This window comes from Psychrobacter sp. T6-5 (assembly GCF_052258485.2).
GTDB lineage: Bacteria > Pseudomonadota > Gammaproteobacteria > Pseudomonadales > Moraxellaceae > Psychrobacter.
The window spans coordinates 3,005,381-3,018,820 of sequence record NZ_JBQQEY020000001.1 but is presented as its reverse complement, the minus strand read 5'-3'; the positions used below and the strand labels follow the sequence as shown (position 1 = coordinate 3,018,820).

The window sequence follows — 13,440 nt, the reverse complement described above, 5'->3', positions numbered from 1 at the left end:
TTGGGACTGTTTATTATATAGCGAAATGACTATAAATTCAGTGAGGAGTCGGCTCGTGATGGCAATAAGTGGGTGATAGTTTTTAAATAGAAAAGGAGACAAACAATAAAAAGTGGTTTGTTTGATTTCAAACAGAATGATTCACTATAGCATAAAAATTTTTCAGGCTTGATAATCAATAATTCATCTAATCTGCTAACATCGGCGTCAAATTTTGTGTAAGATATCGGGACTGTTTTCGTTTCATCCATCACAGATTATCCAACAGGTAATCTTATAAAACAATTATAGGACAGTTCTCATATGGCGTTATCACTACAAAAAGACAAAATCCGGTTTTTATTGCTTGAAGGTCTACATGACAATGCCCTAAAAGTATTGGAAGGCGCTGGTTATCACAACATCGAGAATATCAGTCACGCGTTAGACAAAGAAGAGCTGATCGAAAAGATCAAAGATGCTCACTTTATCGGTATTCGCTCGCGTACTCAATTGACGCGCGATGTACTTGAGCATGCAAACAAACTTATCGGCATTGGTTGCTTTTGTATTGGTACCAACCAAGTCGATCTAGATGCCGCTCGTGACTTAGGTATTCCTGTCTTTAACGCGCCATTCTCGAACACCCGTTCAGTGGCTGAGCTGGTATTAGCCGAAGCGATCATGCTGTATCGCGGTATCCCTGAAAAGAACGCAACTGTACATCGCGGCGGCTGGGGTAAGTCTGCGACTAACTCACATGAAGTGCGCGGCAAGACCATCGGTATCGTCGGTTATGGTTCTATCGGCTCGCAGTTGTCTGTGCTAGCAGAAAGCTTCGGTATGAAAGTCATCTATCATGATGCCGTGACCAAATTGCCACTAGGCAATGCGGTACAAGTTGGCAGTCTAGAAGAGTTACTATCAACCGCTGACATCGTGACGTTGCATGTACCTGATGTGCCAAGCACCCGCTATATGATGAAAGCTGAGCAGTTCGCTCAGATGAAAGAAGGCAGCTACTTTATCAATGCGGCTCGCGGTACTTGTGTCGAGATTGATGATCTAGCGGCAGCAATTGAGTCTGGTAAAATTTTGGGCGCGGCGGTTGATGTATTCCCTAAAGAGCCAAAGTCAGCTGACGAAGAGTTTGAATCACCACTACGTAAGTTTGATAATGTGATTTTGACGCCGCATATCGGTGGTTCAACCCAAGAAGCACAGGCCAATATCGGCCTAGAAGTCGCAGATAAGTTTGTTAGATACTCTGACCAAGGCGATACGGCGACTGCTGTGAACTTCCCAGAAGTCTCTATCCCGTTCAAAGAAAACTCGCATCGTCTGCTACATATCCACAAAAACGTGCCAGGCGTACTATCTCAGATCAACCGCTTGTTTGCCGAAGCAGGGATTAACATCCTAGCTCAGAGCCTGATGACAGAAGGTGATGTTGGTTATCTAGTGATGGATGTCGACTACAACGATTCGACCGCTGCACTCGATCAATTAAAAGATGTAGAAGAGACTATCCGCGTACGTATTTTGTTTTAAGAAATATTGTCTCTACATATAGTTTTAGAAAAATAGCAGATCATTATTAAGATGGTCTGCTATTTTTTTGTCTTAAATCAAATGATTGGCACGTTTGAGAAGATCATTAATATTTTATATTTGTGGATAAGCTAGATGACAGCAAATAGCATTTTTACATTCACTATACTTATTTTTATGCAAGTTAACATCACCTTAATTTTAATATCTGATTGATAATATAAACTACACCAGTGCATTTAACCTACGAGGATAAATATGTCTCTAACGAATAATAAAATAAACTATATTCTCTAGGTGAGTCGCGATTATATTCTACAGGTAAGTATACTTTAAAATAATAAATGGCTTACTGAAGAAGATAATCTATTTAACACATATAATCGATTGAATAGGATGATTTATGAAAAATAATTTACTCAGGGCCGCCGCATTCGGTGGTGTATTAGCGATGACTGCAACCGCTAGCCATGCTGCTGGTGATCAAGAAAAATATCAATTATCTAGCCATATCTTAGATATTAGTACAGGCAAGCCAGCGCCAAACGTCAATGTAAAATTAATGATGCAAGAGAAATCCGGTAGCTGGAAATTGCTCAATACGCAAAAGACTGATAATAATGGTCGTATCGGTAATTTTCTACCAAATCAAGATGGTGTCGAGCATGATGGCACTTATAAGTTGATATTTGAGACAACGCCTTATTTTAGAAATCAAGGTTTAGAATCTTTCTATCCGTATGTTGAAGTCAACTTTAATATTAAAGGCGATAACCATTACCATGTGCCAATCACCTTATCTCCATATGGCTATAGTACTTATCGCGGTAGCTAAGCGATGCTAATAAGCACTCAGTAAGTATGAATAAAGCAAAAAGGACGCCCTGATAAAGTATCTCATCAGGGCGTCCTTTTTGCTTTATTCAATTTCAAATTTATTTATCTTTATTGCCTTCATCTGCTAGACGACGTGCTTCAGTTTTGGCCGCTTTGCGTTTTTCTATGACATCCATCACGTCACTACCAATATGAGCTTCACCGCGCTTTTTCGCTAGTTGCATTTGATGCTCACGCTCACGGAAACGCGCTTTTTGCTCATCGGTCGCTTTGTCGATACAGTGTGGGCAGGATTCGCCTTTGATGTAGGCTGGGCTCTGCATGTCATCGCTAGTGATCGGCATACGGCAAGCAAAACACTGCTCATAATTACCTTTTTCTAAGTTATGATTGACCGATACACGGTTGTCAAACACAAAGCAATCACCTTGCCACATAGAGTCGCTAGCGGGGACTTCTTCTAGGTATTTTAAAATGCCACCTTCTAAATGGTAAACCTCTTCAAATCCTTGTTCGCGTAGATACGCAGTCGACTTCTCGCAGCGGATACCACCCGTACAGAACATGGCGACTTTTTTATGCTTGGTTGGGTCCAGCTCTTTTGATACGTATTCTGGAAACTCGCGGAAGGTCTCAGTGTTTGGATTGACGGCATTTTGGAACGTACCGATTTGCACTTCGTAATCATTACGTGTATCGATGAGAGTCACTTCAGGATCTGAGATCAATGCGTTCCATTCGCTAGGCTTCACATAGCGACCGACCGATTGTAGTGGGTCAATGTTTTCTACGCCCATGGTAACGATTTCTTTTTTTAGCTTTACTTTGGTGCGATAGAACGGCTGGGCGTCGGTATAAGACTCTTTAAAGGTAAAAGTACCAATAGCCTCAATACTACGCAGGTAGTCAAGGATGGTATCGATGCCTTGACGCGTGCCAGAAATCGTACCGTTAATGCCTTCGCTTGCAAGCAACAAGGTGCCTTTGACGTCGTTATCTAACATCGCATTCAAAATTGGCTCGCGATACTGCTCAAAGTCAGTAAAGCGTGTGAATTTATAAAGTGCGGCAACAACGATATTGTTGGTTTTACTGTCGTAGGCGGGGGCTGATTGATTGTCAGTTATCACGGTTTCTTTGATATTACTATCTTGAGTGGTGCTCATGTGTTTCTCCTGCTGGCTAGGTCGTAAACCTAGTGCGTTGGGTTTAAAGTATCTTTTCAGTTTAAAGCATTAACAAAATTGTGGGATTGATGAATGCGCGCGTAGTGTAGCAAACTTTGGCAGGGTTTTGAATAGCTTAAAATAAGTCGCTTGATACTAAAGAAAAAAATCAGCGATTTGTCTACACGATAAAAAACAAAAAAGCCCAGTAAAATACTGAGCTTTTTTATATTCACTGCGTAAGCGTTTGGTTTACTTACTCTGGAACCAAGTATCTGCTTTGTTGCGAGCACTAGCGATATCTGCACTGGATAAGTTCAATGCCAATTGGCCGATTTTACCACGCGCCTTGTTACGAACTTTTTCATCGAGCATGCCATCACGGGCAGCTAAGTCGTACCATTTATAGGCATCAACCAGGTTTTTTTGTTTTTCATCTAACAATGCAAGTGTATAACTGGCACGGTTGTCGCCACGCATCGCGGCTTTTTCTAGCCAAAGACGCGCTTGCTGCAAGTTAGGCTGTACGCCTTCACCGCGTAAGTACATGATAGCAAGGTTCAACTGAGCAGGGGCAACCCCTTGTTGAGCGGCTTTGGTGTACCACTGGATTGCTTGTTGAGTATTTTGTGCAATACCTTCGCCTTTTTGCAAGCGCTTGGCTAGATAGAATTGAGCATGATCGTTACCTTGGGCAGCACGACTAGACAGCTCGCTCACAGGCATCAGCTCAAAACGTGAGGTATCAAGCGGTACGTTTGATATTAACTCAGCATTGGCCAAACCAGCACAAGAAAATAATGCAGTAAACAACGCAGCTTTTAATAATTTCATAGCAGCTCCAAAATTAGGCAGTTAATAAGCAAAAATTGTACCGCTAAGCATTGTCTTGCTAAAGACAGTTAGGCGGCGATAACAATTAGGTGACATCTTGCGATATGAACTTACCTAATCATCAGCAATAGAGTTTTTAATTTTGTATCATCGATTTAGCCCAACTGATTAGACAAACGGTCGTAATAGTGGGGTAACTGACAACATTTTGCTAGCTTAACACCCAAACTTACGAAACTCAAATACTAATTACAAGATTTAATAGCTGCTTATACCTGATTGTCCCCAGTAAAATCATAGAGTTACTATAAGACAATCATTAGTTAACAATTTGCTAAGATAAATGGTTCATCAATAACGGTCATTTTGTCCTTTTAAGCAAAAATCAAATATCTGACATTACTTCGTTTTTTTCTTTGTCACTCGATAGATAGCGACATCTGCGAGTAAATTGGGTGCTTGTCTAATCAGTGCCGTCATCAGCGGTGTATGGCCTTTGTCAGAATCACTGACCGCAAAGCGATTGATGATATGAATATCATGCTGCGCACACAATTGCTCAAAGTCTTTAAAGGTACACAGATGAATGTTTGGCGTATCGTACCATTCATAAGGCAGCGCTTCAGACACTGGCATCATTCCTTTGAGCCCTAAATGAATGCGGTTTTGCCAATGGGCAAAGTTGGGGAAGGTAATGATGGCTTCACGAGCGACGCGCAGCATATCGAGTAGGAGTACATCAGGCGATTTTACTGCTTGTAGCGCGCGTGCCATGACCACGGTATCGAAACTGTCATCGGCGAAGCGTGCCAAACCATCGTTGAGGTCTTGCTCAATAATCGATAAGCCGTTGCCAATGGCTTCGTTGATTTTGTCTTCGTCAATCTCAAGCCCGTATCCGGTGACGCCTAATTTTTGCTGTAAGTGCGCAAGTAGCTCGCCATTACCGCAGCCCAAATCTAATACATGTGCTTGCGGTGCAATCCAACGCTCTGCTAATTGGTGATCCATTCTCATGAGCGCTCTCCTGTGGCTGGGCGGCTAGGGTTAATAAATGGCGCTGTCAAAAATCCTTCGACTGCACCCATGTAGCGAGGAATATCAAATAAGAACGAATCATGTCCATGTGGCGCATCAATATTGATATAGCTGACAGGTTTGCCCGTTGCCATCAGTGCATCCACGATTTCTTGCGAGCGCTGCGGGGCAAAGCGCCAATCGGTAGTGAACGACACCACCAGATACTGGCATTTTGTATGAGCGAATGCCGCTTTGAGTGCCGACAGCTCTTGCTGACGATCAGACTCAATGTCTTCAATCGTCGCTACCGCATCTTCTAATTCATTCTGCGCATTGGCTTTGCTAGACTCGACTGACGCCGCGATAGAATTTTCTAATGGCACGGCCGACTCTGTAGTATCTTTTGCTACCGCTGATGAGTAATCACGCGTCGGGTCGAAATAATCTAATGCCTTGGTCATCAGCAAATAGGTATTGGCATCAAAGTTTTCGCTAAAGCGCTCACCTTGATAACGCAGATAGCTCTCAACTTGGAATTCGACATCGTAGCCATACATGAACTTGCCAGATTTTAAATCACGGCCAAACTTGGCTTTCATCGCGTCATCAGTCAAATACGTGATATGACCAACCATCCGTGCCAAGATGAGGCCGCGACGAGGGTACGTGCCTGCTTGTATATAGCGTCCATCCTTAAAATCAGGATCAGACAATATAGACTGGCGTGCGACTTCGTTAAAAGCAATATTTTGCGCAGATAGCTTCGGCGTACTGGCAATCACCACACAGCGTTTTAGCCGATCTGGATAATCGACAGACCATTGCAGCGCTTGCATACCACCCATTGAGCCGCCAACGATGGCATGCCAAACATCGATGCCGAGTCGATCTGAAAGCATGGCTTGGGTTTTTACCCAGTCTTTAATTGTGATAAGCGGAAAGTCAGGGCCATAAACTTGTGGCTCATTGCTGTTATTTGCACTGCTATCGCTTGAATCGATATTGTCATCCGAACTAATGCTATCGGGATTAATAGTTGTTGGGCCAGTTGAGCCAAAACAGCTACCGATATTGTTGACGCATACCACATAGAACTGATTGGTATCGATGGCTTTATTAGGGCCAATCATATTGTCCCACCAGCCCGCTTTTTTGTCATCAACGCTATGAAAGCCTGCCGCGTGATGGTTACCCGATAACGCATGACAGATCAAAATGGCATTTGATTTGTCGCTATTGAGCGTACCGTAAGTCTCTACCATTAAATCAAACGAGGGCAGGGTACGGTTACATTCTAAGGTCAATGGCTCAGCAAAATGTAATTTTTGCGGCGTAACAATACCCACGGATCCAGCAGCATTGGCTGAACGGTTAGCGTGAGCGTGAGACTTAGGGGACTGGTCACTGGTATTATCAGAGCGTGCGTTCAAAGCTACCTCGCAAGACAACAATCATCAATAAAATAAAATAAAAGTAAAATGGCAAAATGTTAACGGACTACTTTACCTACACCGTTTTCATAAACTGGGCTTGCCTATTGTATGGTGATGCGCGTAGGAGTACAACCGCCGAGCAGGCCTTTTAAACGCCGTTTTTATTGCGTTAAATAGTAAAGGGTAAATAATAGAAGATTGGCGACTGCGTATCAAATTGTACAAGTGTGCTTTTGCCATGCGTGATTCATGGATAAAATGCTACACTAATGCGGTGTTTATTCAATGGTGTCTTAACAATCCTGCATCTTACACTGCACCTCATATTGTGACATCGCCTCTAATAACTTACTGCTGATAAATAGTGTTGCTATGAAACCTGAATTGCCCCCACGTATTGCTGTCCTGTTAGTTAACCTTGGCACGCCAGATGAGCCAACGGCACCTGCTGTACGTCGCTATCTCAAACAGTTTTTGTCAGATCCGCGAGTGATCGAGATTCCCAAGTTTTTGTGGGCCATTATCTTGAATTTGTTTGTCCTGCCAAGTCGTCCTAAGCGTGTCGCAAAGGCTTACGCCAGTATCTGGGAAGGTGACTCGCCGATTCGTAAAATATTAAAAAGCCAAGTTGAGCTATTAGAGCCGCGTTTGGCAAATAGCGTAGCGCCATTTCGCGTTTCCGTGCATCCTGCAATGAGCTATGGTAATCCTGGATTGCCTGATGTCATGGATGCGTTGCGCGGAGAAGGCGTGGATCACTTTGTTATCTTACCTTTGTTTCCGCAATACTCAGCCTCTTCAGGTGGTGCGGTATATGATGCGCTGACGAAGTGGACACTTAAGCAACGTAACCTACCAAATTATACGATTGTCAAAGATTACTTTGCGCATCCACTATATATTCAGGCATTGGCCGACTCGATACGCCGCTTCCAAGAGAAGCATGGTAAGCCTGAAAAATTGATGTTCAGCTTTCATGGTATTCCGCAGCCTTATGCTGATAAAGGCGATCCGTATCCTAAGCGTTGTAAATGTACGGCGGCACAAGTGGCACATACTCTTGGTCTAAAAGACGATGAGTGGATCATCAGCTTCCAATCACGCTTTGGCAAACAAGAATGGGTCAAGCCTTATACCGATGTGGTATTAGAAGACTGGGGCAAGTCAGGTGTGCGCTCGGTACAAGTGATTAGCCCTGCGTTTTCAGCGGATTGTCTTGAGACGCTAGAAGAGTTAGCCATTGAAAACCGCGATAATTTTCTGGAAGCAGGCGGGCAAGAGTATCACTATATCCCCGCGCTCAACCTCGATGAGACGCATATTGAGTTACTTGAAGCATTGAGTCTGCCTCTCGTGAAAGGTTGGGCTGGCACACTTGATGGATGGGTTTAATCAGCTAAAACTCATATCTTTGTCAGTGAAATGATAAGCCATAAAAAAGCACGCTTGACAATATTAAGCGTGCTTTTTTGCTCTAAAGGGTTATATCAACCGTGGTGCTAATTTCTAAAAATCATCGTCATTACTACGCTCTGCGGCATCTCTATCAGCAATATCCATGGTATCTGGATAATCATTGTCATCAAGATTGTCTTGAACTAAGACTTCATCGACACGTGACTCATCAAGGTTTTGACGATGCATAGGTGTTAATCCTTGGGTAGCAGCACTACCGACTTCTGCGTTATCAAACCCTGCACTGTTGTCAATCACATCATCGTTGTCGATAGTGTGCAACATCGGATTGTCTAAATCGACTAACTGGTTGTCTTGATTGTCAGTGCTGTCATTATTGTCGCGGCGATTGCCATCGATATGATCCATCTCTTCTGGTAGTGGGTTTTTTGAGTTTTCCATAAGTCATTCCTTATTGTAATTATTAGCAGTAAAGTCATAGCAGGGCTTATAAAAGCGCTGCTTATAGCGACATTGATAATCTGTCCATAAGTTTGTACGGTTATTGGGATTTTCACTAGTAGTAAGGTGTGACAGGATGTTCAAAAAATGTAAGGCGATTGCCAAAATGCAAAACGGCTACTCATATTGAGCAGCCGTGAGTTTTCATAAAATTGCTTAAAAGATCTTTGTTACTACGTCATTAATAGTATCGTGACTATAATTTTAATTATCAGCGTGTTTGAGCTCATAGTTTAATTTCTGCGCCAGACATGATTCATAATCAGCCAGTTTGAATCGCCATAAATATGTCAAGGCAATACCATAGATGACAGTCTCAGCCAACTCTTCGACAACTTCACCAAATGTATGCGGGAACATAATGGCGTTCTCTCCCATATATTGGACAATTGCCAGCGCGGTAACGATGAGGTAGAGCGAGACAGGCACGTTCTTTAACACTGCCCATAGGTAATGCCTCGAATAAGCCAATAGACCGAGTGCAACGAGATAGATAACGGTCAGCACACTGTCTTCCCACCAGTCATAAGATTGATTTAAAAACGAGAAATCGCTCGGAACCAACAAATCTGGTAGATAGTTTAGCTCGCGACGAATGACAGCGACAAATATAAGCACAGAAGCCAGCCAAAAAGCCTGGACTTGTTTGATGTGACTTTTTATAAAATATTGCGTGCAGCGTAGCAAGCAGATGAATAATAGGATAATACCGGGGGCTTCAATGATGCCATCTGAACTCAAAATAACTGGCTCCTGCGTATCAAAAAGAATGTGTCAAAAACAAAAAAGTGAGCCCGCAGGCTCACTCTAAACCGAAAAATATCTAACGAAATATGAATAATTTACTATGACGCTATTATAACCCAATATGGTAATAACAACGTCATAGAATATAACCAAGTAGTCATAAGTGGTTGTTTATATGGATGATACAGTGGGTTTCAAAACCCGTCATATCTTTAAGCTCACTAGCGTTCTGAGTTGTCCAAATCAACGGTTAGTGCGCTTCATCCCAGTTTTGACCGCTATCGGTTTCGACCAGTAGTGGCACAGCAAAGTCAACATGCCAGCCTTTCTCTACCGCTGTTGTCCTCAAGACATCTTGCATGGCATCGGTAATCAATTGGCTAACCGCGTCTACCTTATCAGCATCCACTTCAAACACGAGTTCATCATGGACTTGCAGCAGCATTTTAGCCTGATCTTTTGGCAATACTTTATCCACGGCGATCATGGCAAGCTTAATCAAATCAGCGGCGGAGCCCTGTAGCGGCGCGTTAATTGCCGCGCGCTCAGCACCTTGCTTGACCATACGATTGCTATGATTAATATCCGGTGTATAGAGTTTACGGCCTAATATCGTCTCGACATAGCCTTGCTCGTACGCGCTGGCACGGGTGTTGATCATATAGTTTTTGACACCCGGATAGCGCTCAAAGTACATATCGATATAGTCTTGCGCTTCACCGCGACTCATTTGTAGCTGCTTGGCAAGTCCAAAGGCACTCATCCCGTATAGCAGACCAAAATTAATCGCTTTGGCATTACGGCGTTCAGTTGGGGTCACGTCCGCAACATCCTTGCCAAGCACTTCGGCGGCAGTCGCAGCATGAATATCTAACCCTTCGTTAAAGGCATGCGTCAAGTTCTTATCGCCTGAGAAATGCGCCATGAGACGTAGCTCGATTTGTGAATAATCCGCAGCTAAGATCACGCGGCCTTCTGGTGCGATAAAGGCTTGGCGAATCAGGCGACCAGTTGCAGTACGAATGGGAATATTTTGTAAGTTAGGATCTGTCGATGACAGACGGCCTGTGCTGGTGAGTGCTTGATGGTAACTGGTATGCACGCGATCCGTCTCAGCATCTGCGACATTATCGAGTGCATCGGTATAGGTGCTTTTGAGCTTAGATAACCCGCGATACTCTAGCGTAATATCGACTAAGGGATGATCGATTTTTGATAAGACCGCTTCGCCAGTCGAGTATTGACCAGACTTGGTTTTTTTGCCACCCGGCACGCCGAGCTTGTCAAACAGCATCTCGCCAAGTTGCTTCGGTGATCCTAAGTTAAATTCTTCCCCTGCGACTTCATAAGCGCGTTTTTCTAGTGCGATAATTTCTTCATCAAAGCGTTTTGATAGCTCGTTTAAGAAGGAGCGCTTAATGAGAATACCGTTTGCTTCCATCTGGCAAAGTATCTCTGCTGTCGGAATCTCTAACTCGTGGAGCAGTCTGGCATTGTTGGCATCGTTCGCTAGCTCAACGCTGAATACGTCAAATAATTGATAGGTGATATCGGCGTCTTCACAAGCATAGTCACTCGCAATATCGATAGCCACTTGGTCAAAGGTGACTTGCTTAGCCCCTTTGCCCGCGACTTCCTCAAAGCTAATGGTCTGCGTTTGCAGATAATGGCGTGCCAAATCGTCCATACCGTGACGAGTCGCTGCCGCATTGATGACGTAGCTGGCAAGCATGGTATCCATCGCCCAGTTGTTTGGCTGCTCATGTATCGCACCAACTAAGTCGATATTATAGTGTGCGAGGATATGCGCGTCGTATTTTAGATGCTGTCCGATTTTACCGATATTTGGATTCTCTAATATAGGCTTTAAGCGCGCCAATACCGTATCACGGTCGAGTTGTTTCACTGTCAGCTCATCGCCTTCTAAGCTGTGGGTGAGTGGCACATAATAGGCCTCGTGAGCTTGCAGGGCAAAAGACAAGCCGACGATTTGGGCATCGCGCCAATGAACGCTGGTGGTTTCGGTATCAATGACAAAGTGCGGCGCCGCCTCTAGTAATTCGACTAAGCTATCAAACGCAGGTTCGTCGAGCACAGTATGCCACGCTTTATCTTGATGGTTACTGCCCGTCATATTATCAGTGTTGGTCGATTGCAGCGATTTGGCAACTTGTGCTTGTGACTCAGCATTGGCTTGGCTATCAGCAACGCTTTGTGAGCCATTTGCAGGATGGTTTGGGTGATCAAGAGATGCCAGCTCATTTCTAAACTCAAGCTCGGTATATAATTCGCGCAGCTCATCTATATGCGCACAAGGATCCGTATTGATTTTTAAATCGTTCCAGTCTTGGCCGATTTCCAAATTCGTTACGATGGTGGCAAGCTTTCTATTAAAAGGAATATCATCAGCGTGCTCGATCAGACCTTTAGCCCCGCGACCTTTGATAAAGCCAATATGCTTGAGCATGTTTTCGATATCACCGTACTCAACCAGCAAGTCTTTGGCGGTTTTTTTACCGATACCCGGTACGCCTTTAATACCGTCAGAGGCATCACCCATTAGCGTCAAAAAATCAATCATTTGGTTTGGATTAATACCGAACTTATCGATCACCGCTGGTGTATCCGTGACTTTACCAGTAAAGCTGTCTTCTAAGATGACGCAATCGTTGACCAACTGCATCATGTCTTTATCGCCGGTGGAGATGACCACATGGTGACCTTGCTCGACAGCGCGATGGGCAAGTGTACCGATGATATCATCGGCCTCTGCACCCTCAATACGTAATAGCGGAATACCTAAGGCGCTAACCAAACGATGAATATAAGGAATTTGCTCCACCAGTTCTACATCGATGGGCGGACGAGCTGCTTTATAGTCAGACGACATATGATGGCGAAAAGTCGGTGACTTGGTATCGAAGCAGACAGCCATGTGGGTCGGGTGATAACGACGCATGAGTTTGAGTAATGCGTTCAATGTGCCGCGTATCGCATTGGTGATTAGACCCTGCGAGTTTTGCATGGTTTTTGGGAGGGCATGATAGGTGCGAAACAAATAATAAGAGCCGTCAACCAAGATAAACGGGGGCTGATCTTTGTCTACGTGACTGGTATCCATCAGCGCGACATTAGGCATATCGTCAAAATTCGGTAAGGTTTTAGGATCGAGTGCTTGATGGGAGTTGTGGTCGTTATCGGTGGTATTGTCAGCTATATTATCAGTCATAAAGGTCACTTATCAGCTATTAGATAAAAATATGCCCTTATTATAACGATAAAAACAGTGCGTGCCGAACTGCTTAACCGTTACGAGATGTTCTAGCGGTTTTATTTTTTCACCAAAATTTCAAACAAAAAAAGAACCCAGACCAGCTGAGTTCTTCTATAATTAATATATTCTTAATTAATCATTGATAATGAGTCTCATAATGCGTTATTTTACTTCTGAAGAGACTTCAACATCGATGTTGCCGCGTGTGGCTTTAGAATATGGGCAGACGTCATGCGCCTTTTCAACCAGTTTTTGGATCTCATCAGCTGACAGATCAGTGTTGTCGGCGATTACATGGATTTTTACTGAGAGTTTGTACTCGTGGTTGTCACCTTGTAACAAATCAACAGACGTTTCAGTTGTGGAACCAAAGCGTGCGTTTTCCATCTTTTTGACCACGCCAAGCGCGCCATCAAAGCAAGCACCGTAGCCCATAGCTAGCAATTGCTCAGGATTATTGCCTTTTTGATTGCCACCTGGTGGGGTCATGTTGATCTCAAGGTCGCTATCGCTCAAGGTTGCCGTACCCATACGACCGCCAGTAACAGTAGATTTAGTAGAATATAAAGTTTTCATAACACATCCTTTGTTGTGGTTTTTGGGTTTGAATAGTGAATCTAAATATGCAACTTAGGATAACAAATCATCAGCCAAGCTCAGTAAGTCGGTAGTAAATATTTAC

The 13,440-nt window shown here is 43.7% G+C and carries 11 protein-coding genes; 3 read left to right on the top strand and 8 right to left on the bottom strand.

Features of this window, described 5'->3' with window-relative positions:
* The first annotated feature begins 303 nt into the window (after positions 1–303).
* Both serA and uraH read left to right on the top strand, forming a co-directional pair.
* Positions 304–1,530 carry a phosphoglycerate dehydrogenase gene (gene serA, locus ACTXGK_RS27645; protein WP_394210296.1) on the top strand — a complete coding sequence of 409 codons (1,227 nt, stop codon included), beginning with the start codon at positions 304–306 and terminating at the stop codon, positions 1,528–1,530.
* A gap of 403 nt (positions 1,531–1,933) precedes the next feature.
* Positions 1,934–2,365 carry a hydroxyisourate hydrolase gene (uraH, locus tag ACTXGK_RS27640; protein ID WP_443514485.1) on the top strand — a complete coding sequence of 144 codons (432 nt, stop codon included), beginning with the start codon at positions 1,934–1,936 and terminating at the stop codon, positions 2,363–2,365.
* Positions 2,366–2,465: 100 nt separating this feature from the next.
* On the opposite strand, the gene trhO is transcribed toward uraH, so the two are convergent.
* The 4 genes from trhO to metX form a co-directional block, all read right to left on the bottom strand.
* Complete coding sequence (trhO, locus tag ACTXGK_RS27635) at positions 2,466–3,533, bottom strand: oxygen-dependent tRNA uridine(34) hydroxylase TrhO (RefSeq protein WP_443514484.1); 1,068 nt, start codon at positions 3,531–3,533, stop codon at positions 2,466–2,468.
* A gap of 252 nt (positions 3,534–3,785) precedes the next feature.
* Positions 3,786–4,367, bottom strand: coding sequence for a tetratricopeptide repeat protein (locus ACTXGK_RS27630; protein WP_201600408.1), 582 nt, complete (start codon positions 4,365–4,367; stop codon positions 3,786–3,788).
* 399 nt (positions 4,368–4,766) lie between these two features.
* Positions 4,767–5,384 carry a methionine biosynthesis protein MetW gene (gene metW / locus ACTXGK_RS27625; RefSeq protein ID WP_443514483.1) on the bottom strand — a complete coding sequence of 206 codons (618 nt, stop codon included), beginning with the start codon at positions 5,382–5,384 and terminating at the stop codon, positions 4,767–4,769.
* Positions 5,381–6,733 (bottom strand): homoserine O-acetyltransferase MetX, encoded by a 1,353-nt coding sequence (gene metX, locus ACTXGK_RS27620; protein ID WP_443514859.1) that lies wholly within the window; start codon positions 6,731–6,733, stop codon positions 5,381–5,383. Before metX ends, metW begins: the two co-directional genes overlap by 4 nt.
* A 459-nt stretch (positions 6,734–7,192) precedes the next feature.
* Between metX and hemH the strand changes: the two genes are divergently transcribed.
* Entirely contained in the window at positions 7,193–8,212 is a 1,020-nt protein-coding gene (hemH, locus tag ACTXGK_RS27615; RefSeq protein ID WP_443514482.1) for a ferrochelatase, read from the top strand.
* A gap of 114 nt (positions 8,213–8,326) precedes the next feature.
* Here the strand turns inward: hemH and ACTXGK_RS27610 are convergent, their stop codons facing one another.
* The 4 genes from ACTXGK_RS27610 to ACTXGK_RS27595 all read right to left on the bottom strand — a co-directional run bounded on the left by ACTXGK_RS27610 (position 8,327) and on the right by ACTXGK_RS27595 (position 13,334).
* Complete coding sequence (locus ACTXGK_RS27610) at positions 8,327–8,677, bottom strand: hypothetical protein (protein ID WP_443514481.1); 351 nt, start codon at positions 8,675–8,677, stop codon at positions 8,327–8,329.
* A 264-nt stretch (positions 8,678–8,941) separates the two neighbouring features.
* On the bottom strand, positions 8,942–9,478 hold the full coding sequence (locus tag ACTXGK_RS27605) for a hypothetical protein (RefSeq protein WP_443514480.1): 537 nt from the start codon (positions 9,476–9,478) through the stop codon (positions 8,942–8,944).
* 256 nt (positions 9,479–9,734) lie between these two features.
* Entirely contained in the window at positions 9,735–12,713 is a 2,979-nt protein-coding gene (gene polA / locus ACTXGK_RS27600; RefSeq protein ID WP_443514479.1) for a DNA polymerase I, read from the bottom strand.
* 207 nt (positions 12,714–12,920) lie between these two features.
* On the bottom strand, positions 12,921–13,334 hold the full coding sequence (locus ACTXGK_RS27595) for an Ohr family peroxiredoxin (protein ID WP_201600394.1): 414 nt from the start codon (positions 13,332–13,334) through the stop codon (positions 12,921–12,923).
* Between the last annotated feature and the right edge of the window lie 106 nt (positions 13,335–13,440).